Genomic DNA, 25761 nt, shown 5'->3' on the forward strand with positions numbered 1-25761 from the left:
GACACCGCATGTCATAAGCAAATAGGACTGGAGTTGCAAAAGTTGTTAAAAAATCTGAAAAAAGAAAAAGTGCTAATAGCTGTTGCAGGTTTCATACTAATAGCATTTTTAATACTGCTGTCATGGAACAATTTTTTTGTATGCAGAAGCCGCCTAGATTCCGATATGGCCTCCGAGTTAATACTGGAACAATCCCTCTCAGAACGAAATCAGATGTTTCATTCTGGATGGTATTATTCGACCGAACTGCGGATTTTGAACACGCTTCTGGTCAGAGCGCCTTTGTTTAAAATTTTCAGCGACTGGACAACGGTTAGAACGGTCGGGAACGCGCTGTTGTTTTGCTTTATGCTCTGCTCGTATCTTGTGCTGTTGAAATATCTGAAAGTAGATCTAAAATTCAGTTTACTGACCGCTGCAATGCTGCTGTGCCCTTTTAGCAGGATATGGCTGAACATTATGTATGAAGGGGCATACTATATCCCGCATGTTACAATTACATTCTTCTATCTCACCCTGTTCCTTATGGTGGAAAAAGCAGGGCATGAAGCGAACCGGATTAAAAAAGGGGGTATTCTCGCGGGATACCTTCTTTTATCTGTCATATTAGGGATGTCGGGAATCCGATATATGCTAAATATCCAACTTCCCATACTGATGGCATCCGCTCTTCTGGTTCTTTTTAACCGAAATTATCAGGAAATCCGCGAAAAACCCACTGCGGAGAATTTCAAAAAGGCTCTGAAATGGAAGCCGACGCTTTATTTTTTGATAAGCCTAGCCGGAGTGGCGGCAACCATGCTGGGATATTTCATTTCTGAACGCTTGCTGCACAATGTCTTCCGGTTTCATTCCTATTCAAATAATAAATTTAAGAGTTTTTCCGATGTTCCCTTATTGACACAACTTAGCAGGATTATGGAAGGCCTATTGGAGCTACTGGGGTACAGCCAAGGTGTAAAGCTGTTTTCTCTACAGGGAATCCGGAATATAGTTGTTTTGCTGCTGCTTCTGCTATTTATTTTAATGTTTATAAAAATATTAAATACCAAAAACTTGTCCTACGAAAAAAAATTTACAGCTGTGTTTTTCATCAGTTCATTTCTGATCAGCAGCGCAACCTTCGTCCTTCTGGATAGCTATACAAGCCGGTACTATATCCCTGTTCTAGCCGCAGCTGTACCGGCGGCAGCGATCTATTTGCAGGAGGAAGAAAAGAAGCTGGACCGGATATTCATAGGAGGGGGCTGCATCGCGGCCGCATTGATCATCGGGTTACTGGTCTGGAAAGAGTACGCTTTTGACTGCCGGGACAACAGAAATAACCGGGAAGATGTGCTTGCGTACCTTCTGGATAATGACCTGACTTTTGGATATGCGACCTTTTGGAACGGGAATGTATTGACAGAACTAAGCAACGGCGAAGTGGAAGTGGCCGGGGTCAGCACGATCAACAAGGATTCCATAGGCTATCACCAATGGCTGACTTTTGCAAAATACCATGAACCGGGCTACCATGAAGGAAAGGTTTTTATCCTGCTTGCCCAGAGCGAACTGGAGGCATTCCAAAGCACAGAGCTGTCCAAAGAAGGGGAACTGGCCTATCAGGACAGCGGTTATACCGTATATGTATTTCAGGACAATCAGCCGATCTACAGCCGGATCGCAGGCATTATGAACGGCATGGCCACACGCGGACAAGCTGAAAAACTGGAACCGCAGGCAGCAGTTATCCGCCAGGGCGGGGAAATTTACAGGGACGATATAAAACAGAATAAGGGGACCCACTACCTGATGTTTTTCTGCGATACCCAAAATGCAGATCAGGCGGGTGTAAAAATTCGGAAGGGCGACCAGGTTCTGGCGGAGTCTAAAATCCATAAAGGATTCAATAGAATATCGTTTAAACTGAAAGAACCCATGGAAAACATCAGTTACGAAATTTACAACAACGGCCCGGAAGAGATGATGGTTTTTGATTTGAACGATCAGTGAAAGCAGAGGGAAATTTGAAGATGATAAAGTTATTTTTGGTGATACCATGTTATAAAGAACAGGAAGTCCTGCCGGAAACATCGGCAAGATTAAAAAGAAAGATGCAGCAGATGATCGAGCAGAACCGAATCAGTCCGGCAAGCAGAGTCGTTTTTGTCAATGACGGGTCAACGGATAAAACATGGGAAATGATCCAGGAACTCCATAAAGAAGACCGCCTTTTCAGCGGGATTGATTTGAGCCGTAACCGCGGCCATCAAAATGCTTTACTGGCAGGTCTGATGACTGTCAAGGACATAGCAGACGTGACCATATCCATGGACGCTGATTTACAGGATGATATTGATGCAATAGATCAGATGCTGGATCAATATTTCAATGGCTGCGACATTGTTTATGGCGTCCGAAGCAAGCGGCAGACAGATACTTTTTTTAAACGTTTTACTGCGGAAAGCTTCTATCATCTTATGAGATGGTTAGGGGCAGATATTGTTTTTAACCATGCTGACTATCGTCTGATGAGCCAGCGGGCATTACAGGGGCTATCCCAATTCAAAGAAGTCAATCTGTTCTTACGAGGGCTGGTACCATTGGTTGGTTACCGGTCTGGGATTGTGACATATGAGCGGCATGAGCGGTTTGCAGGGGAGAGCAAATACCCTCTCAAAAAAATGCTGGCATTTGCAGTGGAAGGAATCACTGCGCTGAGCACACGTCCCATCCGCTTCATTTCCCAGTTGGGGGTTGGCATTTTTCTCTTCAGTATTTTCATGCTGCTGTATTTTCTGCTACGGTATTTTACAGGAAATACCGTAACCGGCTGGGCCAGTATTGCAGTATCTGTATGGGCGATCGGCGGCCTGCAACTGCTGGCGATCGGCGTGATCGGAGAGTATATCGGGAAAATCTATCTGGAAAGCAAATCCAGGCCCCGCTATATCATCGAACAATTTTTGCATGAGGAAGGATAAGCATCAGCAAATGGCAGGATCAAGAGGATTCTCTCCTTAGAACCCGTATTCACAGTCATTCGACACCGCCTGAGAGCGGGCCTTTTTCTGGGCCGCTGCATTTTTTCGCCTTGCAGGGCAGCAAAATCCCTTGCTTATCCGGCATCCCCTGATTATGAATACAGGTTCTTATTGCAGTACGCACACAAGGGAATCCTCTGCCCTGTGAAATATTTTATATGTGAGACTCCCTCCCAGACAATGGAAAGAACCGGATCGACAAGCGATCCGGTTCTTTCTGTATGTGTGGAAGAGAGAAGTAAGCAGATTTGTTGTAAACGGGCATTTTCTGCCTTTTTAGAAGAGAAACGATGCTCTGTTTTTCTTCTGCGGTTATTGTATCACGTCCACCCCACAAAATCAAGAGAAAATTTGCGATTTTTTTCACAAAGTTTACTTCCGATTTCAGATTTGATATAATCATAATCACGAAAGGAAGTGCAGAAGATGGAAAAAAGCAAGCTGGAACGGATCAGCGAGCTGACCCGCATCTCGCGGGAACGGGCACTGACCGAAGCGGAACAGGAGGAGCGCACAATGCTGCGCCGCCAGTACGCAGATGAAATGTGCGGTAGCCTGAAGGCGACACTGGACCACACCTGGGTAGTGGACGGGCAGGGCAACCGCAAGAAACTGGAGCAGAAAAAATGTGAACAGCGGAGGGGGAATTCGGATGGGGCAGCAGAATGAACTGCAGGCGCTGGTATCCGAAAGCAGGCGGATTGTTTTTTTCGGCGGCGCGGGGGTATCGACTGAAAGCGGCATCCCGGATTTCCGGAGTGTGGACGGGCTTTACAGCCAGCAGTGGAAGTACCCGCCTGAAACCATCCTGAGCCATACTTTCTTTGTACGGCATACCGAAGCATTTTTTGAATTTTACCGGGCGAAGATGCTCTGTCTCGACGCGAAGCCAAACGCCGCGCACCATACCCTCGCCGCGCTTGAGCGGGCCGGAAAGCTCACCGCAGTGGTGACACAGAACATCGACGGCCTGCATCAGGCGGCGGGCAGCAAAACCGTCCACGAGTTACACGGATCGGTGCACCGGAACTACTGCATGGACTGCGGCAGGGCATACGACGCGGCGTACATGCTCTCATCCGAAGGGATTCCCCGCTGTACCTGCGGCGGGATCATCAAGCCGGATGTGGTCCTTTATGAAGAGAGCCTGAATGGGCGGACGCTCGAGCAGTCGGTTGAAGCGATCTCCAGCTGTGACCTGCTCATCATCGGCGGAACCTCTCTGGCGGTCTATCCGGCGGCCGGGTTGGTCAACTACTGCCGGGGAAAGATCGCGGTTGTCAACCGCTCATCCACCCCGCTCGATGCAAAGGCAGACCTGCTGGTTCAGGGGAGCATCGGCGAAACCTTCTCCGCTCTGGCCATCTGAATGAATGTGTCCCTTTTTTCCGGTCAACCAGGTTATTGGAGATAAGAGAATGATTTGGCAGGAGGGAGAAACACAGGATGACACGCTTTCAGATGCTGCTCAAAGAAGAAACCGGCGCAGGCTTCCTCGCGCGGATGGCGGTAATGCTGCCGGTCTTTCTGATCGTCTACCATCTTTCAGCGGGTCCTGTCCGCGGGCGGTACACGCTGCCTGCCACGACGCCCGAACAGCTCGTTTCGGAGGAGAGCCGCGCCGGAATAAAACGCAGGTTGGGAGACGGAACCATGCTGGTCGGATTCAGCCTTTACGGGGGCAACCCGGATGCGTTGAGCCTGGTCCTGCTCCAACGGGACCGGGTCTGGATCGCCAGCCTCCCGGACGCGGGCAAACCAGCGAAGATGACCCGTCTCACCACACGGGTTGATCCGCAGGAGTTTCTGTTCAGCCACCCGCTTGACGAGGGGCTTGGGCTGATACGACATATTTGGGATGCACAGGAACCGCTTTTTTCCAGGTTAGAGGCACAGGGCCTTTCCCGGGACCGGCTTTTTATACAGGCTCCGACAAACGTATCTTTTTTTCCTGCCCCGCAGCCGGCGGTTCAGCCGTTTTTGATAACACTCGGCCCGAGCGGGTCTGCTGCGATCGAGCCCCTTGCGGACAGTCCGTCCGCCGAGTGGTGCGCTGTCTGTGAGCTGGCGCTTGAGGATGCCCCGCTTTCGGAAACACCTGACCGGCTTGTCGGCTATCTACAGATGCCCTGAGCACTGTTCGAGGCTTCCCGACCTCAACCCGCAGCGTATACAAGCGCCGGATTGTTTTCCCCTGCTTTTCAACTGGAATTTTTTGTCCTGTAAACAACAAGCCCTGCTTTCGAGAGGAGTTGACCTTGTATGAAAACTGCGTGGATTCTGGCGACGCTGCTCCTGCTTTCTGGATGTACCCCCACCCTGCTGAAACCCGTCCCTGACCCATCAACCCCGGTTTCCACAAGTTCCGTTCCAGAGGAACCTGAAGCCCCCGACAGCTCATCGGATGCTTCCGGGGCCCCGGAGGAACAGCCTGAGGAACCATCGTCCCTGCCGGATGCGCAGCCTCCCGCTTCTGCAGGTTCCTCCGTAAAAGGGGAACCCGCAGTGGAATTGCCGGTCCCGGACGGGATGCCGCCCGCCGCTTCCGATGCGCTCAAGCTGCCCGCACAGTATGTGTGGTCGGAGGCGGGCTATGGGCTGGAGCTGCTCACCCCGGTACAGTATGAACCGGGCCATTGGGACCCGGATTCCCGCGGTGGGCCGCGCGGATTCTGGACCGGGGACTTTTTCCTCCTGCAACAGGGCGGAAAGTCGGCGGTTGCCAACGCCAACGGCGCGCTACTGACCGGCTTTGATCTGGACTACAACGACCCGCGCTGGCTCTCAAAGGATGGGATGGCTGAAATTTTCCGGAATGGGAAAGCGGGGATCATTGACGTCCGGGACGGCAGCATGGTGATCCCCTGTGCATATCAGGCGGTCCGGCCCCGCGGACACGGCCTGTTTGAAGCGACGGTCGATCCCGACCTGACGCTGCTGCTCGATCGGGAGGGAAACACCGTTTTTGAGATGGAGCGTTCGGATTCCTGCTATCTGATTCCGGGCGACAACATCCTCGCGCTCCAGCAGGAGGGGATGCTCCGCCTCTACCGGATGGATGATTACACACCGGTCAACAACTGTTCCTGTGAAAAACTCACCCTGCTGCGCGAAAGCCGCGAGGGCGAAAGAGCGCTGCTCGGCATCTATACCACCGGCGCCTGGGGCATCTGCGACAGCGAGGGAAACGAGATTGTCGAGCCGCTTTATGATGACATCGGCTATTTCCAGGGGGACTACGCCGACTTCACCCTCAACGGAAAGATGGGGGTGATCCGCTATGACGGTGAAGTTGTGGTCAAACCCGAGTGGGAGGACCTGATCGTCTACGAGGACTGCGCGAGCGTCTGTAAGCAGGGGCGTTGGGGGATGATTACCGATCTGGACAACAGCGAACTGGGCATCGAGCTGGCATATGATTTTGTGGGCGCATACGGCAAGGGGGATTACGCGGTATTCGAGCGCAACAACAAGTTCGGCCTGCTCGACCGCGCGGGAAACGAGATCATCCCACCGCATTACGACAATATGATCTATCAAAGCGACCGGCTCGCAACCGGCTATTATCTGGTACAGGGGAACCGGCCGTTCTCCTATGGGATCGTCCACGATGGAAAGGTCGTGCTGACCGACAACCACGACCTTGTCCTTTCGCCGCTGAACGGCGCCGCCGCAGAGGAGGAGCCATATCTGCTCGTCTGCAACCCGCGCGAACAGTGGGGCTACCTCGACAAGACCGGCAAATTCGTGATCGACACCCGGTTTGACCGGGCGGACGAATTCATCGCGGGCCGGGATGTGGCGTTCGTCAGCCTGGACGGGGAAATCTGCCTGATCGACCGGGACGGACATCTGGTGCTCGAGACGGTGTTCACCGACCTGATCTGCTACCACCCGGAAACGATGGTCGGGATGTTCGCTTATCCCAATCCGGCGGACCCGGAGGAACAGAAGGTTTGCCTTGCGCGGGTGATCTTCCCGGAATGAACCCGCCAGACAGAAAGGGAGATGATCGGGATGTCCAAGCTGATTCTGCTCCGGGGGAATTCGGGAAGCGGAAAAACGACGGTCGCCAGAGCGTTGCAGCGGAAATTTGGCCGCAACACCCTGCTGCTCTCACAGGATACAGTCCGTCGGGAGATGCTCTGGGCCGAGGACGGTCCGGATACCCAGGCACTGCCGCTGCTGCGGGAACTGCTTGTTTATGGAAAACAGCATTGCGAGACTGTGCTGCTGGAAGGAATCCTGCGGGCCGACTGGTACCGTCCGCTGTTCACCGCTGCGGTGCAGGCATTCGGAAGCCGGATTTTTGCCTATTACTACGATCTGCCGTTTGAGGAAACGGTCAGGCGGCATCAGACAAGGCCCCAGAAGGAGGCGTTTGGGGCGCAGGAGATGCGGCTTTGGTGGAACGAACAGGACTGGATCGGTTTTATCCCGGAAACCCGTCTGGACCAGACGCTGACCCCTGACCAGGCCGTGGAGCGGATTTTCCAGGAGGTTACATCGGCGGACAACGACGGTACCTAACGATTTCGCTGCCGCCGCACCGCTGCAAACATCCCGGAATGGATTCTGAAAGAAATACAAAACGCCCCCTCCCTTTTACGCAGAGTGGATTTCCAGCGTAACGGGGAGGGGGCGTTTCTGCTTAGAACCTGTATTCATAATCAGAGGATGCCGGATGGGCGAGGGATTTTGCTGCCCTGCAAGGCGAAAAAACGCAGACAATACTTTGTGTATTGCAAGATTTTTCAACGCGGCAGGCCGGCAAAAGACCCGCTCAGACGGTGTCGAATGGTTGTGAATACGGGTTCTTAGTTCGCGGCAGCCGTGAATGGCACTGCGCAGTCAGGTCCCGAATACCTGCTTGAACAGGCGGCGTCCGGTCGGGGTCATCGCCAGCCCCCCTTCGGCGGTTTCGCGCAGGGCGGCAGGCATCGTATCGCCCACCCGTTTCATCGTGAGGATCACCTCGTCCGCCGGGATGGCGCTCGTGATCCCGGCGAGTGCAAGCTCGGCCGCACAGAGCGCGTTCGCCACGCCCGACGCGTTCCGCTTGATACAGGGGATTTCGACCAGACCGGCTACCGGGTCGCAGACCAGCCCGAGGATATTTTTGATTGCGATTGCGACCGCATTCGCCACCATATCGGGGGCGCCGCCTGCCAGCTCCACCAGAGCGGCAGCGGCCATCGCAGACGCGGAACCGCACTCGGCCTGGCATCCCCCCTGCGCCCCCGCGAGGCAGGCGTTGTTGGCGATCACCATACCGACCGCCGAAGCGGTGAACAGCGACATCACGCATGTCCGTTCGTCCAGCCCGCGCGCGTCCCGGATGGTCAGCACCGCAGCCGGCAGGATGCCGCAGGAGCCCGCGGTGGGGGATGCGACGATCCGTCCCATTGAGGCGTTCAGCTCGCTGACTGCGAGCGCGCGGGTCAGTGCCCCACCGAACACCTCTCCACAAATGGTGCGGCCCTCCCGCACCGCCTGCTGCATCCGGTAAGCGGCGCCGCCGGTCAGCCCGCTGGTCGAGCGCAGATCCGGGTCGATCCCGGATGCGACCGACTCCTCCATCACCCGAAAGGTCCGGCGCATCTCCTCATAGAGATCACCCTCCGTACGTTCGGTCTGTTCGGCCTGCTGTGCCAATACCAGCTCGGAAATTGGTTTTCCCGCCTGTTCGGCCTGCTCCACCAGGCCCGCTATCGTGTTATAATTCAGCATCGTTGTTCCCCCTCGTCAGATCGGTTTGAGCATGGTCGAGCCAAGTACATTTTCCAGTGCGGCGACCTGCCGGTTCAGTTCTTTGCCCGCGTCCCCGTCAATTTCGATCGTCATAACCGCGGTTCCGCCCTTCTGTTCCCGCGCCAGACGGAAATTCGCGATATTGATGCCGTTGCTGCCGAGCAGCTCGGTCACATGTGCGATCGTACCCGGCGCATCCCGATGCAGGACAATCAGCGTTGTGAACTGCCCGCTGATCTCCACCGCCATCCCGTTGATCCGGTTGATCAGGATATTCCCGCCGCCCACCGATGCCCCCTGCACGCTTACCTGGCTGTCCTCGCCGTAAAGGGTGATCTGTGCGGTGTTGGGGTGCGCGTCCTCCAGATGACCTGTTGTGATCTCGAACGAAAGGCCGGCCTGCTCCGCCAGCTCGAAGCTGCTGCGCAGACGTGCATCGTCCGGCTTCATCCCCATAATCCCCGCAATCAGTGCCTTGTCGGTACCATGGCCCTTATAGGTTTTGGCGAACGAGCCATGCAGCAGGATTTCCGCCCGTTTGGCAGGCTGCCCGAGCAGCATGTATGCAATCCGCCCGATCCGCGCCGCCCCTGCCGTATGCGACGAAGACGGCCCGATCATCACCGGGCCGATGATGTCAAATACATTCATTGGCTAATCTCCTCTTTCCACAAGTTGTTCCGCCGCGCGCACGCGCGGTGGAGGGAGCTGCCCCCCGGCCCCGCCTCCTTTGGCTGCCGCGGCTCCCGGACCAGAGCAAAGGCGGACGAAGCTTTGGAAGCTGGGGCGTTTGGGAGCATCCTCTCAAAGTTATAGCATATTGCGGAAGGGTTTACAACAATCCGCACAGAATTTTACTGGGCATCCCGGCGGTTTCCCGTTATTTTGTCGGAATCGGCAGGGGCGGGAAAAATTGCACTTGACGGATTTTCAAACTGTGTTATAATGTAACAACAGAAAGGCAATGAAGAGAAGAGTAGGCTGCGGAACTTTCCACAGAGAGCCTTTGCGTGGTGGAAAAAGGCGAAGGGGAACCGGCTGAAGATGGTCTCGGAGCCGCGCGGGCGAAATCTTTTAGTTCGCGACGGGTTCACCCGTTACAGTGACAGGCATTTGAGCGCCAGATGCCGGTTGAGGCCCTTTTTACAGGGTGAAGCAAGGTGGTACCACGAAGCTGTTATGCTCTCGTCCTTGATGCGGTGTGCATCCGGACGGGGGTTTTTTGCATCCTACCCAAATGCAACAGGAGGTTATGACGTGATCGAAATCAGCCATCTGACCAAAAAATTCAATGACAAGTCGGGCGAAGTGACCGCGCTGCACGATGTCAACCTTTCCATCGGACGCGGGGATGTATTCGGCATCATCGGGATGAGCGGCGCCGGGAAATCGACGCTGCTGCGGTGCCTCTCAACCCTCGAAGCCCCGACTTCCGGGACGGTGACTCTCGATGGCGTCAACCTGCATACCCTCTCGGGCAGCGACCTGATCCGGATGCGCCGGCGTATGGGGGTGGTGTTCCAGGGATACAACCTTCTGATGCAGCGCACTGTGCGGCAGAACGTCGCCTTCCCGCTCTCCCTGGCAGGCGGGGACCCCGCCGAGACCGCCCGCAGGACCAGCGAACTGCTCGAGCTGGTCGGGCTTTCGGCTAAGGCGGACAGCTACCCCTCCCAGCTCTCGGGCGGGCAGAAGCAGAGGGTCGCGATCGCACGCGCGCTCTCGACCAGCCCGGAGGTGCTGCTCTGTGACGAGCCGACCTCGGCTCTCGACTCGCTCACCACAAAAAGCGTGCTGGAACTGCTCCGGGACATCAACCGGAAGCTGAATGTCACCATCGTGATTATTACCCACGAAATCGCGGTGGTCAAGGCGATCTGCAACAAGGTCGCGGTGATCGACGCCTCCGAGTTTGTCGAGTGGGGCGACACTCAGGAGATTTTCGCGGCCCCCAAAAGCCGCATGACCCGTCAGCTGCTTGGATACGAGGTGATGAACGATGATTGAGACGATTCAGAAATTTGCACCGCTCCTCTGGGAAAATACCCTGGTCACCCTCGGGATGGTCGGCGCTTCCACCCTGTTCGCCTACCTGCTTGGCCTGCCGATGGGGGTGCTGCTCCGGGTGACCGACCGGGGCGGGATCATGGAGAACCACGCGTTCAATTCCGTGTTTGGCTGGGTGGTCAATATCCTGCGTTCGCTGCCGTTCATCATCCTGATGATCTCGATCTCCCCGTTTACCCGGCTGCTGGTCGGCAAGGCGATCGGCCCGGTGGCAGCCTGTGTGCCGCTCGTGATCGGCGCTGCGCCGTTTGTGGCGCGGCTGGTCGAAACCTCGCTCGCCGAGATCGACACCGGGATGATCGAAGCCGCCAAATGTATGGGCGCGACCAACTGGCAGATCATCTCCAAGGTGATGGTGCGTGAGTCGGTCCCCTCCCTCATCCGTGGGCTTTCGATCTCGACCATCACCATCCTCGGCTATTCCGCCATGGCGGGCGCGATCGGCGGCGGCGGCCTGGGGGATGTGGCAATCCGCTACGGGCAGCACCGGTTTGAGCCCAAGGTCATGCTGCTCACGATCATCCTGCTGGTCATCATCGTCTGCGTCATCCAGATTGTGTTCGACCGTCTCTCGACCCGTCTGGACAAGCGCAACCGCTGACCGCTGGTCTCCGCCGGTTCCGGCGGCTTTCCATAGATGAAATCTTACTTAGAAAAGAGGTATTCCAAATGAAACATATCGCAAAACTGTTTGCCCCGGCACTCGCCCTGACCCTTTCGCTCTCGCTCGCGGCCTGCGGCGGTACTTCCCCCGCATCCTCCGCAGCACCTGCCTCCTCGGAAGCTCCGGCATCCTCTTCGGAGGCGGCATCGTCCGAAGCGCCCGCTGCACCCGAGGCGGTCACCCTGAAGGTCGGCGCATCCCCTGCCCCGCACGCCGAGATCCTCGAAAACATCAAACCCCTGCTCGAAAAGGATGGCATCACCCTCGAGATCGTCGAGTTTACCGATTATGTGATCCCAAACCAGGCGCTTGATGCGGGTGATATTGACGCCAACTATTTCCAGCATCTTCCCTACCTCGAAGATTTTAACGCCAAAAACGGCACCAACCTTTCTTCTGCCGGTGCGATACACTTTGAACCGCTCGGGCTTTATCCGGGAAAGACCGCTTCACTGGACGACCTTGAGGAAGGTGCAACGGTTGCGGTCCCGAACGACACCACCAATGAGGCACGCGCCCTGCTCCTGCTCCAGAAGCTCGAACTGATTACGCTGAAGGAAGGCGTCGGACTCGAAGCCACCCCGCTCGACATCGTTGACAACCCGAAGGACCTCAAGTTCAACGAGATGGAAGCCGCACTGCTGCCGAGTGTCCTGCCGGATGTCGATCTCGCGGTCATCAACGGCAACTATGCGGTTGGCGCCGGCATCGAGAACACCGTCCTCACCACCGAGGACAAGGAGTCGGAAGCGGCGAAGGAGTTCGCAAACGTTGTCGCAGTCCGCACCGGCGATGAGGGCAAAGCACCGATTCAGAAGCTGCTCGCCGCGCTCCAGAGCGAGGAAAACGCCAAGTTCATCGACGAAAAATATAACGGCACCGTTATCCCGGTATTCTAAGAATGGAAACAAAACCGGGCGTTCTACAACTGGTAAAATAGCCCTTCTGAGGGCAAGACAAATTGTAAATTACAAAGCGATTTGGGAGCTTCCCAAATCGCTTTGTTCTTGATACGGCAGAAATCAGCCCTTTTCTTTGGGTTTGAAGATCAGTGCGGCCAGCAGGGAGAAGAAGAGTGCCGCAGCGATGCCTGCTGCCGCTGCGGTGAACCCGCCGGTCAGCACGCCGATCAGGCCGTCGGTCTGGATCGCCTCCCGCACCCCCTTGGCCAGTGTGTTGCCGAAGCCAAGCAGCGGTACGCTCGCGCCCGCGCCCGCAAACTCAACCAGACGCGGGTAAAGCCCGATCCCGCCCAGCACCACGCCGAGCACCACGTAACAGGTGAGGATGCGCGCGGGGGTCAGCTTGGTATAGTCGATGAAGATTTGCCCGATCGCGCAGAGAGCCCCGCCGACCAGAAATGCCTTGAGCATCATCCAGAATGTTTCCATGTCAGAACACACCTCCTGATTTTTGAGTGGACAGGCAGACCAGATGGGCGATCGACGCAATACTCTCCCCCTGCTGTACCACAGTTGGGCTCATCAGGGCGCCGGTCGCGATAAACAGGATATTGTGCAGCTTCCCCTCCCGCATCTGTGGGAGCAGATGCCCGCAAAGCACCGAGGCGGAACAGCCGCAGCCGCTCCCGCCCGCGTGGACATCCTGCTTTTCGAGGTCGTAGAGCAGCAGCCCGCAGTCGGACTGCCGGTCCCCCAGGTCGATCCCATCCCGGCGGAGCAGGTCAGCGAGCAGAGAACTGCCCACCTTCCCGAGGTCACCGGTAATAATCAGGTCAAATTCCTCCGGCTTTTTGCCGGTGTCCTCAAAGAAATGCTTGATGGTCATGGCCGCGGCGGGCGCCATGGCGGCCCCCATGTTGTTGGCGTCGGTGACGCCGAGGTCCTCGATCGTCCCTACCGTGATCGCCCGCACAAACGGTGGGACATCGCCATTTTGAAGCACTGCCGCCCCGGATGCGGTCGCGGTCCATTGGGCAGTGGGGGTGCGCTGGCCACCATATTCGAGCGGGAAACGGAACTGCCGTTCCGCGGTGCAGAAGTGGGACGAAGTACAGGCGACCACCTTTTGCGCCACGCCCCCTTCGATAAAGGTGGAGGCCACACAAAGGCTCTCCGCCATGGTGGAGCAGGCGCCGAACAGCCCGACATAGGGGATTCCCAGCTCACGCAGGCCGTATGTCGAGCCGATGCACTGGTTGAGCAGGTCCCCCGCAAAGATGAAGTCGATGTCGGTGTTTTGCAGCCCGGCCTTTTCGAGCGCCTTGGAAACAGCGAGCGACTGCATCTGGCTTTCCGCCTTCTCCCAGCTTGCCTGCCCGAAATAACTGTCCTTGTTGATGATGTCGAACATCCCGCCCAGCGGCCCCTCCGACTCCTTTTTGCAGCCTACTGTGGCAGCGGCCCGGATACTGGGCGGGTTGTCCAGCACCACCGTATACCTTCCTCTTCTCTGTGCCATCTGCGATCCCCCTTAGTAAAGCCCGAACAGGTAGACGATCAGCCCGTAGATGATGCTTGCGCTCACCCCATAGACGATGACCGGCCCTGCGATAATGAACATTTTCGCACCAAGCCCAAGGATAAATCCTTCGCTTTTGAACTCGAGCGCTGGCGCGGCGACCGAGTTTGCAAAACCGGTGATCGGCACAAGCGTGCCCGCGCCCGCCACTTTGGCGATGTTGTCATAGGAGTTCAATCCAGTGAGCAGCACCGAGAGAAAGACCAGCGTAATGCTTGCCGCGCCGGCGGCAAGTTCGGAATCCATCCCCGCATTCTGATAGGCAAAGATCAGCACCTGCCCGACCGCGCAGATCAGCCCGCCGATCAGGAACGCCATCGTGATGTTCTTCACCGCCGGAGAGGGGGGCGAAGCCTTTTTTGTCATCTCGTTATATTCCTCTTGTGTGAGGTTCATCTTGATCCCACCTTTTTCTCAACATTCGTGAATCTTCACAGTTTCAGCTCTAGTTTTTGCGTCAAAATAAAAAATATACCACGGTTGCGCGTGGGCAAAAATTTTGATATACTGGTTGATGGTGTTTTGGGACCCGGTTCCCAGAATCCAAACCAGCATTTTTTACGGATTGTATTTTTTTGACCAAAATCGACAGGAGGTTTTTTACATGCCTGCTAAAGTAGTTGTCGGGGTTCAGTGGGGCGATGAGGGAAAAGGCAAGATCATTGATATCCTTGCCTCCCGCGCCGAGGTGGTTGTGCGTTCTCAAGGTGGGAACAATGCCGGCCACACGGTTGAAAGCAATGGTCAGGTCTATAAGCTCCAGCTCATCCCCTCGGGCATCCTCTATCCCAATACCCTCTGCCTGCTCGGAAGCGGGGTCGTCATCAATCCCGAAGGGATTCTCGGCGAGATCGACGGGTTGGAGTCCCGCGGGATTTCCTGCGATATGCTCCGGATCGACCCGCGCGCCCATGTCATTATGCCGTGGCACCTGGTGCTGGACGGCCTGAGCGAAAAGATGCGCGGCAAATCCGAGATCGGCACCACCAAAAAGGGGATCGGCCCCTGCTACATGGACAAGGCGGAGCGCTCGGGCCTTCGGATGTACGACTTGGTGCACCCGGAACTGTTCCGGGAGAAGGTGCTCACCTACGGCACGATCAAAAACCGCCTGCTGACCGATTTTTACCACGAGCCCGCGCTCGACCTCGAGGAGATCATCGAGCGGTACACCGCTTGCGGCAAGCGGCTGGAACGGTATCTCGCGGATGTTTCGGTGCTCGCCTATGACGCATTGAAAGCCGGGAAAGAGGTCCTGTTTGAGGGGGCGCAGGGCACCCTGTTAGATATCGACTACGGGACCTATCCGTTTGTAACCAGTTCCCATCCGGTTTCGGGGGGCGTCTGCATTGGCAGCGGCATCGGCCCGACGCTGATCGACGAGGTGATCGGTGCGGCAAAATCCTATACCACCCGTGTGGGCGCAGGCCCGTTCCCAACCGAGCTGTTCGACGAGACGGGCGACACGATCCGCAACCTCGGGCATGAATTCGGAACAGTGACCGGGCGTCCGCGCCGGTGCGGCTGGTTTGATTCGGTTATTATGCGGCATTCGGTGCGTGTCAACGGCCTGACTGCTCTCGCGATCAACAAGATTGATACGTTGAGCAACCTCGGGAAGCTGAAAATCTGCGTGGCCTATCAGAAGCCGGACGGCTCGGTGATCCGCGATTTCCCGCCGACGATCGAGGAGCTGGCCGAGTGCCAGCCGGTTTATGAGGAGGTCGAAGGGTTCGAGGGGGATCTGAGCGGCTGCCGGTCGTATGAGGAACTGCCCGAATCCTGCAAACGGTACATCGAGAAGCTGGAAGAGGTCTGCGGCTGTCCGATCAAGATGGTCGGCGTCGGCCCCTCCCGCGACCAGAACCTCGAACGGTAAAACATTTCTGAAAAAGCGAATCCATGCGTCCGGGCAGGACGCATGGATTTTTTGATTTATGGTGCGAAAAATCCGCACTGCCCGCAGGATGCGCAGCAGTACGGAATGCACCGGACGCCCCCATCCGGATCAATAACAGGGATGACCCCAGTACGACCGCCGCGCTCAGAACCCAATCGCGCAGCCACCGTCCACAGTCAGGGACGTGCCGTTGACAAAGCTGGCCGCATTGGAACAAAGGTAGACCGCGGCCCAGCCAATATCCTCCGGCCTGCCGTAACTTCCCATCGGGGTGTGCCCCAGAATCTTCTGCTGGCGGGGAAGGTCGGAATCCACCGCCTGATGGAACATGGGGGTATCAATAAATCCGGGGATAATCGCGTTGACCCGGATGCCGTCAGCGGAAACATCTCCGGCCATGCAGCGGGTCAAGCCCATCAGTGCGGATTTCGCAGACCCGTAAACACAGACCCGGGTCATCCCGAGCAGCGCGGACATCGACGAAATGAAGAGGATGCTGCCGCGCTTCTTGGCGCGCATGTAGGGAATCACCGCCTGCGACAAAGCAAACGAGCCATACAGGTGGACATCCATCACATCCCGGAAATCCTGCATCGTGATCTCCTCCACCGGCTTTTTGCAGTGGCGTCCCGCATTGTTGACCAGAATATCACAGCCGCCCTGCTCATCCACTACCCGCGCGATGAACGTGGGCGCCGCGTCGGTATCGGTGACATCATGGACATAATAACAAACACGGTCGCCCAGCTCCTGGCACGCCTTTGCCAGAACCTCCTCCCGGCGGCCGGTGATGACCACCTTTGCACCGGCCGCAGCCAGACATTTGGCGGTGGCGTAGCCAAGCCCGCTTCCACCGCCTGTCACAAGGGCAACCTGCCCGGAAAGATCAAATGCCTGCTCAAAAAAAGCATCCATCGTTTTCAACTCCTTTGTCTGTTGCTGTTTAAAAGATTTTTTCAGGGGTTCACAGCATTCCCCGCTCGATCATCTGGAAAGCGGCGCGCATATACCCCAATGCGAACGCCATACCCGCATGCCAGGATGCCGCACAGGTCATCATCGGGGTGTGGTCGGGGATCAAAACACCGCTGAATCCGCTGTCCTTGAGCTGCCTAAGCACCCGAAACATGTCGATATCCCCTTCATCCACAAAGACCTCGTCGTAACAGGGCACCTTGCCTCTCACATTCCGGAAATGCACATAGCTGACCTTGCCCTGCCGCAGATACTGATCCAGATAGTCATAGATGGGCTTTTCAGCCTGCATCTCCTGCAAGCTGCCCAGGCACAGCTCCAGTTTGTTCGACCTGCTGGGCACCAGGTCGATCAGCTTCTGATAAAGCTCGGGCCGGTAGACCATACGCGGGGTGCCGCGCAGCTCCGGCATGGGCGGGTCGTCCGGATGCAGCGCCAGTTCCACGCCCGCCTCTTCCGCCACCGGGAGCATCTGTTCCAGAAAGGATTGCAGACGCCCCCATAGTTCCTCCGAAGTCACAGCAGGCATAAAACCGCCATCACCGGGAGCATAGGTCATATTCCACACCTGCCCGTTTGGAATGGGGGCGTTCAGGTCGAGCAGGGAGGCGTCAAAACAGGTGCTTTCTGCGCCGCCCCGCGCAGCATGTTTTTTCTGGTGCCCCCACACGCCCGCCAGGCTGAAATTATAACCAAATGCCGGGATGCCCGCTTTTCCCACACGGGTGATAACCTGTTTGAGCCTTTCTATCTGCTCCTGCCGCTTCGGGCCATCCAGCAGGACGTCATACCAATCCGCAGGATTGAAATTTTCGATCCCGTAGAGTTCCAGACCATATTCCCCGGCCTGCTGTTTGATCCTGAGCAGGCTGTCCAGCTCCCATATGGGATCCCCTGCCTGGGAATATCCATAATTGATCTTGTCATCCGTAGCAGTCACAACGTTGGTATCGCTGGTGTAGTAGTTTGCCAGATGGATGATCAGGTGGGTGCAGCCACACTGCCTGGCAAACTGGTAATACTCGGGTTTCAACATATGGCGGTATAAACCAATACCGAGCTTCATTCCCATAGACAAACCTCCTTTGTTTTGCCCCATTGGGGGACGCTGTTTTGTTTGTTCCCACTATATCCGAAAGTCTGGACAAATACTTCTTGCTTTTTTCAAAAAAGTGCTGTATATTGATCTCTGATCAAAAAAAGAGGGGAGGGCTGGCCATGCTGCACAGGATCAATGCCGAGGGGACGATTGACCCGGACAGTGAGATGCACTACCGCTTTCACCATAAAATCGACCCCGCTATCTATCCACAGGTGCACGATTTCTATGAGCTGACACTGGTCACCAGCGGATGCATGTGCATCACCGTGAACGGGCAGCCGCAGGAGCTTTCCGCAGGTACGCTGATGCTGATCCGGCCCGGTGACGTCCACGCCAGACAGGCGATGGGCGAATGCCACCACATCAATGTGGCCTTTCCTGCCCGGGTGGTCACAGGCATGTTTCAGTATCTGGAGGAACCCGGGATGCTGGCGCGGATTCTGGAGGGGGACCGTCCGCCCACACTGCTCCTGACCGCCGGGAACCGCCTGCTTCTCCAGACACAGCTGGAAACGCTGAACCTGCTGCCTGTCAGCCAGCCGCGCGCAGTCTGCACAGCGCTGCGCAGACTGATGCTGGATGTGATGCTGGAATACATCCTCCCGACCCTTTCCGGGCCGCAGGCAATGGCCTGCCCCGACTGGTTCCGACTCCTGCTGGAACAGCTCGATTCCCCCGAATGCTTTTCCTGGAACCTGTCCGATCTGGAGCGGTTCAGCGGGCGCACCCGGGAGCATCTCTGCCGCAGCTTTCAAAAATACCTGGGCGTCTCCCCCATCGCCTGCCTGAGCGCAAAACGGCTCAACTACGCGGCAAACCTGCTGCTGCATTCGGACCAGAAGGTCATTGATGTGGCCTATGCCGCTGGGTTCCAGAGTTTGAGCCGGTTTTATCATCTGTTCAAGCGGGAGTTCGGCGTCTCCCCCATGCAGTACAGACGCGGCGAAAAGCCCGTTCAGCCGGCATCCAACAGCCGTAAATACAGGCCCTAAGCGAAGCCGGTTTCCCCTTTCCGTTCCAGCGCGGGGAACTTTCCCTTGCACCATCCCCGGTGATATGCTAGAATAGGGTCGGAACAATTTATCCGGAAATGGAGGAAAGACAGGTTGCTCGAGGTGAAGGGGATCAGCAGATTTTACGGGGATCAGGCCGCAATCGAGGGGATCAGCTTCTGCGCCGAACCCGGTCAGGTGGTCGGGCTGGTGGGGCACAACGGGTCCGGAAAGACCACCACAATGAATATTATCACCAACTGTCTGGCTCCTTCAAGCGGGGAAGTTTCCATCGAAGGGATTTCGGTCCAGGGCAATCCCCTTGCCGCCAGAAAACGGATCGGCTATCTGCCGGAGATCCCCCCTGTTTACCCGGATATGACGGTGGAGGAGCAGCTGACCTTTGCCTGCGGCCTGCGCGGCCTGTCCCGACGGGAATATAAGGCCCAGATTGCCGGCGTTTGTGACAGCCTGAACCTTTCGGGGGTGCGCAAACGGCTGATCCGGAACCTTTCCAAAGGCTACTGCCAGCGGGTTGGGTTTGCCCAGGCCCTGATCGGGCATCCCCGGCTTCTGGTTTTGGACGAGCCTACAGTGGGGCTTGACCCGCAGCAGATCATCGAGCTGCGGGAACTGATCGGCCGGCTCAAACAGGATCACACCATCCTGCTCAGCTCCCATATCCTTTCGGAGATCGCCGCGACCTGTGACCGCATTGTCGTGTTGAGCAACGGGCGGCTTGCAGCGGATGACACGCTGGACGGGCTGCTTTTGCGTGCCCGGGCACAGGAGGGCCTGCTGCTTCAGGCGGATGGCCCGGAAGCGCAGATTTCCGCGATCATCCGCTCGCTTGACGCGGTAGCCGATTGTACGATGCAGCCCAGCGGTGCGGACGGGCATCCAACCTGGCATATCCGCACCCATGGTTCTGCGGACATCCACCGGGAACTGTTTTCCGCACTGGCTGCGGCGGGCTGTCCAATCCGTATGCTGCGGCCGGTGCAGGTCGGGCTGGAGGATGTGTTCTTACAGCTTACACAGGACCGGCGCTATGCGCAGCACAGTTCGCAGGAGGTGCAGCCACAGGGATGAAAGCAGTTTTTCAAAAAGAGCTGGGCCAGCTCTTCCATTCGGTCATCGGTTATATCTATCTGGCGGTCTTCCTGCTGATCGGCGGCTGTTATTTTCTGGTCTATAACCTGCTTCAGGCCAACGGGGACATCCGGAATTTCTTTTCCCCTATGATGTCCACAGTGATTTTTTTGCTGCCTGTGCTCACCATGCGTTCCTATGCGGAGGAACGCAGAATGCACACCGACCGCCTCCTTTTGAGCGCACCGGTCAGTTCCCTTTCGGTGGCACTGGGGAAGTTTTTCGCGATTCTCACCATCTTTTCAATCGGTCTGGCCTTTACGCTGTTCTACCTGCTGGTACTCGCTGTCCTGGGCCGGTTTGACCCGCTGGTCGCGCTGGGCTGCTATGTGGGGATGCTGGCCGCGGCTGCGGCTTTCATCTCGATCGGGCTGCTGATCAGCGCCCTGACCGAAAACCAGATCATCGCCTGCATCGTCACCTATGCGGTACTGCTCGGGCTCTGGCTGGTCGGGTTTGCCCGGAGCTATCTGCCGGGAGAGCTGCTCCGGACGCTGGCGGGGTACCTTTCGGCAGCCGACCGGTTCGCGGAGTTTTCCATGGGGATTTTCGATCTTTCTACCGTTGTGTACTATCTGGGGATTTCCGCATTTTTCCTGTTTGCCGTCACGCTGGTTTCCGAAGGGCGCAGACAGGCATAGGAGAAAGGGAGCTATGAAGTTTATGAAGAAAAAAACAGGTTCCCGGCCGGGCATCTGCCTGCTGCTTGCAATGGGCGCTGTCCTGCTGGTCTGTGTGAATATCTGTGCCTCCCGGCTGACCAGCCTGCTTGGCCTGCGTCTGGATATGACCGGGAACCGGCTGTACGACCTTTCCGCCGAATCGGTACAGATTCTGGAGGAACTGGCGTCCCCTGTGGAAATCCGGGTATTTTCCACACAGGAGGACTTTCTCCCTCTGGTAGCGGAGGTGCTGAAACGGTATGAGCGCGCCGGACAAGGCCGGGTGGCGCTCCAATACGTCGATCCCTACGCCAACCCCACGTTGGTAGACACCTACCTGCAACGGGGATTTCAGGTCCAGCTCAACAGCATTGTGGTGGAGGGCGCCCACTATGCGCGGGCGCTTCAGCTCGAAGAGATGTTCGAACTGGATCAAAGCGGAAACGCGGTGGAACAGCTCAACTGCGAACAGAAACTGACCAGTGCGATCCTCTACGCCGCAGGCACTGAAAGCCCGTCGGTGCAGTTTACGGCAGGCCACAACGAGCATGTTTCCGACAGCCTGATGCGGCTGTTTGAGCAGAGCAACTACCAGACCGGCCGCGTGACCCTCTCGCTGTCCGCCCTCCCGGACGGGACCGACCTCGTGGTAATCGCTTCCCCTACCAGCGATTTTTCCCGGGAGGAGATTGCCAGCCTGGACCGCTTCATGGCCCAAGGCGGGCGCATGGCGGTGTTCGTCGAGCCTTCCTCCGCCGCGCTGCCCAACCTTCAGGAGTTCCTGCGCGAATGGGGGGTCGGCCTGACCGATACGGTGGTCGCCGAACCGCTGCAATATACCGATGCCAACCCGTTGAGCATCGTCCCGCTCTACTCTGCCCACCCCATCAACCAGTATTTTTCGGGCAACCAGCTCTATCTGGTGATGCCTTCCACGCGGGCGCTGGAGCAGCTCTTTGTCTCTCAGGCTGGGATTCGAACCCAAAAGCTACTCTATTCAACCGATCGCGCCTATGACTTTACCGATGTAAATGGAGAAAAAGGGTTGTTTACATTGGCAATGACTGCGGAAAAGGCGTCGGATGCCGGCACCGCAAGGCTGGTCGCCATCGGTAGCCGGGGGCTTTACAGCGATCAGCTTTTGCAGTCTGAAACCTGCGGCAACGCGAAGTTTCTGACGCAGGTCATGAACTGGTGCACCGAGACCGACAGCGCGGTCAGCATCCCGCCCAAAAACCTGAGCGGAACGCCGCTTCCGGTCACAGTCGGCCAGGTTCTTTGCCTGGCAGCAGTACTGGTGGTTCTGTTGCCTCTTGGGGTACTGATCGTCGGTCTCCGGGTCTACCGGCGCCGCAGGCATAGTTGAGATGGGGAGCACAACTGGTATGAAACAGGCCAGACAGATTCGAATATTGGCCGCGCTGACAGCAGCTGCGGCAGCCTGTGCGGTTTTCCTTTCCCTTTTTCCGAAAACTGCCTCCGCCGAGGGCGCCGCGCCCAGCCGGAAGATCACCGATATGAGTGCTGCGGAAGTTCAGGCTGTGGTGCTGCACAACCAGAGCGGGACCATCGGTCTGCTCAACCTGCCTTCCGGGGTCGCGGTCGAGGGGGGAGACAGCAGTATCTATTCGCAGGAAAAGCTGGTCTCCCTGATCTACCGTCTGGCGCATCTGGATTCGAGCGGGGCCGTCGAACAGGGCGCCGATGGGCTGGCGGCATTCGGGCTGGAGACGCCCGCCGCCCAGGCCAGCCTCCTGACACAGGACGAAACGGTACGGCTGTATCTGGGGAGGAGATGCCCGGTATCCCAGGAATACTACCTGCTGCGGGAGGGCGATACAGAAATCCATCTGGTGGAGGAGGAAACCGCCCAGATGCTGCTGCAAGGGGTGTCCGATCTGCGTCAGCTCGAGCTGTTCCCCGCCCTGACAGGGGAGTCGGTCCGCGCGCTGCGCCGGATCGTGATTGAAAACAGCCGCGGGCGGGTCGTGCTCGACCAGCTCCAGACCGACACGATCAGCAGCTTTTTCGGGATGACCGCCCCGGTCGCGGCACCCCTGAACTGGAAAGACGTGGATGACCTTGTTCTGGTCCCGCTCAGGGCGCTTTCCCCCGAACGGTTCGTCAGCAGCGATGTCCCATTGTCCCAGTACGGCCTGGACCAGCCGGAGTACACGCTGGAGCTCACCCTGGACGGAAAGGAATACCGCTGCGGCTTTGTCCGGAAAGACCCGGACACCTACTACTGCGCCGCGCTGGACGGTATGCTGGTCAGCGAGATTCCCGCAGAAAAAGTACAGTTTCTGGGAGTCGGCTTCATGGACCTGATCGGGAGCAGCATTTACACCCGAAGTGTCGCTGACCTCTCCCGCCTGAGTGCGAAATATGAAGGGCATCTGGTTTCGCTCGAGGTATCCGGGGAATCCACCGCCCTGACCGCCACGGTGGAGGGGCGCCAGATGGATTATCTGGAAACCCTCGCCTTCTACAACCGGATTGATACAATCCCGGCCGCTGCGGCTCTGACCGGCGAAGAATCGATTCAATCTCAGCCTGCCCTGACGCTGGTTTTTACCCTGCGTTCCGGACAGGAGGACATCCTGGAATTTTACGCGGTTTCCGACCGCCAGTATGCGGTGTTTCTAAATGGCTCCGCAGAATTTACAACCTATGCGACAGTTGTGACAGATTTGATAAACGCATTTCACTCGCTTTCGGGCGGCTGACAGCCTGTTTCCGATACAGGGGGCTTTTTACAAGAGAAAAAGCCCCCTTGCCGCCACTTGGCTGGCACCTCCAAAGCGCTTCACAGGAGAAAGCGTTTTGCACGATCCCACACGGCGGACCGGCGATTGTGCCCAAAACGCTGCTTTTGTTAGAAAAGAACAGTGATTTCGATTTTTCATACAGCCCCTTGGATCGGAAAACGGGGGTGGAGAGAGGATGAATTGGCATGGCGGAGATACTCAGGCAGTATATGGTGAAAGTGGATAGTGCACAGGAAAAGGTCTACCGCACCCTGCGGGATGAGATTCTCAGTATGGTGCTGAAGCCCGGCACCATCATTTCTACGCAGGAGATCGCCGGCCTTCTCGGGGTAAGCCGCACCCCTGTGCGGGAGGCATTCATCCGGCTTCAGGGGGAAAACCTGCTGGATGTGGCGCCCCAAAAGGGGACCGCAGTCGCCCTGATTGATCTGGACCGGGTCTATCAGGAGCGGTTTATCCGGGAAGCGTTGGAGGTGGAAAACCTGCGCAGGTTTGTCCCCGCCGCTTCTGAGCAGACGATTGCGGATATGCGGAATAATATCCTGCTTCAGAAAGACGCCATGCAGAACGGCCGTTGCCTGGAATACAAGGAGTTGGACGACCAGTTCCACCAGCTGGCATTCGAGACCACACATGAGGAGCTGAGCGCAGACATCGTGCGCCAGGTCAACGGACATTACGACCGGATCCGGCTGATTACCGCCTGGGAAGGGAACATTGCCTTTAACGCGATCGAGGAACATTCCCGGCTGGTGGACTGTGTGGAACAGCGGGATGTAGAGCGCGCCCAGCAGCTTCTGCGCAGCCATCTCCAGCAGCTGTGGGTACAGGAGCGGTCGCTTATGGAGCTTTACCCGGATTACTTCAAACAGAAGCTGTCCGACTGAAATATTGGTTGAAATCCCCAAAGCACTTCATCCGAAAAGAGCGGATGAAGTGCTTTTTTTACAAATTAACGTGTATACTTTTGTCAAAATAGGAGAAAATAATTTGGTGTATTCCAACTGACATACTAACATGTTATAATGGCCTCAGCGGCCCGTTGATTTGTACGAAACAAAATGAAGGAGGAGAATATCCATGAAAAAAGTATTCGCATTCGGACTTGCCCTTGCTATGACTGCATCCCTGACTGCATGCGGCGGCTCGAGCAGCACCAGCAGCACCCCCGCGTCCAGTGCTGCACCCAGTGCAGGAAGCCAGAGCTCCGCAGCGGCGCCTTCCGCAGAAAAGGTTTCCGTCCGCTTCGGAAATACCCAGAGCGAAACCGATCTCCAGTCGCAGTCCCTGATTGCCGTATCTGAAAAGCTGGCCGCTGCTACAGATGGCAACTTCACTGCCGAACTGTTCTTCAGTTCCTCCCTGGGCGATACCGACGACATGATCGAGCAGGCGCTCCAGGGGGCGGCGGTCCTGACTGTCACCGACCCCAGCCGCCTGGCCAGCTATATCCCGGATTTCGGCATCCTGGGCATGCCCTACCTGATGGACGACTACACCGGCCTGAATAAGATCATGCAGACCAGCCAGTATGAAGAGTGGGCGAAGGAGTTCGCTGACGAGCATGGAGTCTGGCTGGTTACCTCCAACTGGTATTCCGGCGCCCGCAACTTCTGCCTGAACAAGACGGTCAACCAGCCGGCGGACCTCTCCGGGCAGCGGATCCGCACCATCGGCAATGAGATCTGCACCACCTCGATCAACGACCTGGGCGCAGTTGCCACCCCGATGAGCTGGTCCGAGGTCTACACCTCGATCCAGCAGGGCGCACTGGACGGCGCGGAGGTTCAGACCTCTTCGTTCTACGCCACCCGCCTGTGGGAGGTTGTGAACACGATCAACCGCACCGAGCATTTCCAGCTGATCGGCTGCGCCGCAACCGGCACCGGTTTCCGGGACAGCCTCTCCGCAGACTATCAGAAGCTGTTCGAGGATACCTTCTATGAGGTTGGCGTCGAGTTCCAGGAGAAAACCAACCAGATCTGCGCCGACTGGGAGAAGGAAATGACCGAAAAATACGGCCTGACCGTAAATGAGGATGTGGATATAGACGCATTCAAAGCCGCGGCTGAGAAAGCCTACACCGACCTGAACATGGTTGACCTGCGCGACCGCATCCAGTCCGAGATGGCATCTGTTGCCTGACTCGGCAGATAACATGTCCTCCTAAAAATGGACGGAAGCCGTAGGCTCCTGGGTGTACGGCTTCCGTCCAATCAAT

General features: G+C 56.9%; 25 protein-coding genes and 1 other annotated feature. Of the genes, 18 read left to right on the forward strand and 7 right to left on the reverse strand.

Translation table 11 applies throughout. From position 1 onward, the window contains the following. The first annotated feature begins 42 nt into the window (after positions 1-42). From D5269_RS00530 to D5269_RS00560, 7 genes are all read left to right on the forward strand, one after another. Positions 43-1995: a hypothetical protein gene (locus tag D5269_RS00530; protein WP_166545114.1), complete on the forward strand. Its 1953-nt coding sequence runs from the start codon at positions 43-45 to the stop codon at positions 1993-1995. Between the two features lie 20 nt (positions 1996-2015). After that, positions 2016-2966: a glycosyltransferase family 2 protein gene (locus D5269_RS00535; protein ID WP_016316487.1), complete on the forward strand. Its 951-nt coding sequence runs from the start codon at positions 2016-2018 to the stop codon at positions 2964-2966. Between the two features lie 486 nt (positions 2967-3452). Next, entirely contained in the window at positions 3453-3695 is a 243-nt protein-coding gene (locus D5269_RS00540) for a DUF896 domain-containing protein (protein ID WP_016316486.1), read from the forward strand. Beyond that, positions 3679-4395: an NAD-dependent protein deacylase gene (locus D5269_RS00545; RefSeq protein WP_120481574.1), complete on the forward strand. Its 717-nt coding sequence runs from the start codon at positions 3679-3681 to the stop codon at positions 4393-4395. Before D5269_RS00540 ends, D5269_RS00545 begins: the two co-directional genes overlap by 17 nt. A gap of 77 nt (positions 4396-4472) precedes the next feature. Next, positions 4473-5159, forward strand: a complete 687-nt coding sequence (locus D5269_RS00550; RefSeq protein ID WP_120481576.1) for a hypothetical protein — start codon at positions 4473-4475, stop codon at positions 5157-5159. 129 nt (positions 5160-5288) lie between these two features. Next, entirely contained in the window at positions 5289-7013 is a 1725-nt protein-coding gene (locus tag D5269_RS00555) for a WG repeat-containing protein (protein WP_120481578.1), read from the forward strand. 30 nt (positions 7014-7043) lie between these two features. Further along, positions 7044-7556, forward strand: a complete 513-nt coding sequence (locus tag D5269_RS00560) for a kinase (protein WP_120481581.1) — start codon at positions 7044-7046, stop codon at positions 7554-7556. Between the two features lie 321 nt (positions 7557-7877). On the opposite strand, the gene sdaAA is transcribed toward D5269_RS00560, so the two are convergent. Continuing rightward, the gene (sdaAA, locus tag D5269_RS00565; RefSeq protein WP_016316480.1) at positions 7878-8756 is read right to left on the reverse strand and encodes an L-serine ammonia-lyase, iron-sulfur-dependent, subunit alpha; all 879 of its coding nucleotides are present in this window, start codon (positions 8754-8756) and stop codon (positions 7878-7880) included. 15 nt (positions 8757-8771) lie between these two features. Continuing rightward, positions 8772-9428, reverse strand: a complete 657-nt coding sequence (gene sdaAB / locus D5269_RS00570) for an L-serine ammonia-lyase, iron-sulfur-dependent subunit beta (RefSeq protein ID WP_016316479.1) — start codon at positions 9426-9428, stop codon at positions 8772-8774. Positions 9429-9732: 304 nt separating this feature from the next. Then, positions 9733-9973 (forward strand) — a binding site (T-box leader). Positions 9974-10034: 61 nt separating this feature from the next. Between sdaAB and D5269_RS00575 the strand changes: the two genes are divergently transcribed. The 3 genes from D5269_RS00575 to D5269_RS00585 all read left to right on the forward strand — a co-directional run bounded on the left by D5269_RS00575 (position 10035) and on the right by D5269_RS00585 (position 12407). After that, entirely contained in the window at positions 10035-10784 is a 750-nt protein-coding gene (locus tag D5269_RS00575; protein ID WP_016316478.1) for an ATP-binding cassette domain-containing protein, read from the forward strand. Further along, entirely contained in the window at positions 10777-11445 is a 669-nt protein-coding gene (locus D5269_RS00580; protein ID WP_016316477.1) for a methionine ABC transporter permease, read from the forward strand. The genes D5269_RS00575 and D5269_RS00580 overlap by 8 nt, the downstream gene beginning before the upstream one ends. A gap of 68 nt (positions 11446-11513) precedes the next feature. Beyond that, positions 11514-12407 carry a MetQ/NlpA family ABC transporter substrate-binding protein gene (locus D5269_RS00585; RefSeq protein ID WP_120481583.1) on the forward strand — a complete coding sequence of 298 codons (894 nt, stop codon included), beginning with the start codon at positions 11514-11516 and terminating at the stop codon, positions 12405-12407. Positions 12408-12530: 123 nt separating this feature from the next. Here D5269_RS00585 and spoVAE read toward each other — a convergent pair whose 3' ends face one another. The 3 genes from spoVAE to spoVAC are packed head-to-tail and all read right to left on the reverse strand — an operon-like array spanning position 12531 to position 14385. Further along, a complete protein-coding gene (spoVAE, locus tag D5269_RS00590; protein WP_016316475.1) occupies positions 12531-12899 on the reverse strand; it encodes a stage V sporulation protein AE in 369 nt (122 codons plus the stop codon). Between the two features lies 1 nt (position 12900). Continuing rightward, the gene (spoVAD, locus tag D5269_RS00595; protein WP_016316474.1) at positions 12901-13929 is read right to left on the reverse strand and encodes a stage V sporulation protein AD; all 1029 of its coding nucleotides are present in this window, start codon (positions 13927-13929) and stop codon (positions 12901-12903) included. 12 nt (positions 13930-13941) lie between these two features. Beyond that, positions 13942-14385 carry a stage V sporulation protein AC gene (gene spoVAC, locus D5269_RS00600; protein ID WP_120481585.1) on the reverse strand — a complete coding sequence of 148 codons (444 nt, stop codon included), beginning with the start codon at positions 14383-14385 and terminating at the stop codon, positions 13942-13944. A gap of 208 nt (positions 14386-14593) precedes the next feature. Between spoVAC and D5269_RS00605 the strand changes: the two genes are divergently transcribed. Next, entirely contained in the window at positions 14594-15868 is a 1275-nt protein-coding gene (locus D5269_RS00605) for an adenylosuccinate synthase (RefSeq protein WP_016316472.1), read from the forward strand. A 165-nt stretch (positions 15869-16033) separates the two neighbouring features. Here D5269_RS00605 and D5269_RS00610 read toward each other — a convergent pair whose 3' ends face one another. Continuing rightward, a complete protein-coding gene (locus D5269_RS00610) occupies positions 16034-16804 on the reverse strand; it encodes an SDR family oxidoreductase (RefSeq protein ID WP_120481587.1) in 771 nt (256 codons plus the stop codon). Between the two features lie 49 nt (positions 16805-16853). After that, the gene (locus D5269_RS00615; RefSeq protein WP_243126524.1) at positions 16854-17936 is read right to left on the reverse strand and encodes a mannonate dehydratase; all 1083 of its coding nucleotides are present in this window, start codon (positions 17934-17936) and stop codon (positions 16854-16856) included. Between the two features lie 146 nt (positions 17937-18082). Between D5269_RS00615 and D5269_RS00620 the strand changes: the two genes are divergently transcribed. The 7 genes from D5269_RS00620 (at position 18083) to D5269_RS00650 (ending at position 25685) form a co-directional block, all read left to right on the forward strand. After that, positions 18083-18958 (forward strand): AraC family transcriptional regulator, encoded by an 876-nt coding sequence (locus tag D5269_RS00620; RefSeq protein WP_120481589.1) that lies wholly within the window; start codon positions 18083-18085, stop codon positions 18956-18958. A gap of 123 nt (positions 18959-19081) precedes the next feature. Beyond that, positions 19082-20050 carry an ABC transporter ATP-binding protein gene (locus tag D5269_RS00625; protein ID WP_243126527.1) on the forward strand — a complete coding sequence of 323 codons (969 nt, stop codon included), beginning with the start codon at positions 19082-19084 and terminating at the stop codon, positions 20048-20050. After that, positions 20047-20751 carry a hypothetical protein gene (locus tag D5269_RS00630; protein WP_158604794.1) on the forward strand — a complete coding sequence of 235 codons (705 nt, stop codon included), beginning with the start codon at positions 20047-20049 and terminating at the stop codon, positions 20749-20751. The genes D5269_RS00625 and D5269_RS00630 overlap by 4 nt, the downstream gene beginning before the upstream one ends. A gap of 13 nt (positions 20752-20764) precedes the next feature. Then, positions 20765-22138: a GldG family protein gene (locus D5269_RS00635; RefSeq protein WP_016316466.1), complete on the forward strand. Its 1374-nt coding sequence runs from the start codon at positions 20765-20767 to the stop codon at positions 22136-22138. 19 nt (positions 22139-22157) lie between these two features. Continuing rightward, a complete protein-coding gene (locus tag D5269_RS00640) occupies positions 22158-23498 on the forward strand; it encodes a DUF4340 domain-containing protein (RefSeq protein ID WP_158604795.1) in 1341 nt (446 codons plus the stop codon). 227 nt (positions 23499-23725) lie between these two features. Then, entirely contained in the window at positions 23726-24427 is a 702-nt protein-coding gene (locus D5269_RS00645; RefSeq protein WP_016316464.1) for a GntR family transcriptional regulator, read from the forward strand. A gap of 193 nt (positions 24428-24620) precedes the next feature. Beyond that, positions 24621-25685 carry a C4-dicarboxylate TRAP transporter substrate-binding protein gene (locus D5269_RS00650; RefSeq protein WP_016316463.1) on the forward strand — a complete coding sequence of 355 codons (1065 nt, stop codon included), beginning with the start codon at positions 24621-24623 and terminating at the stop codon, positions 25683-25685. The last annotated feature ends 76 nt before the right edge of the window (positions 25686-25761 follow it).

The sequence above is a fragment of the Anaerotruncus sp. 1XD42-93 genome (assembly GCF_009917605.1).
GTDB lineage: Bacteria > Bacillota > Clostridia > Oscillospirales > Ruminococcaceae > Anaerotruncus.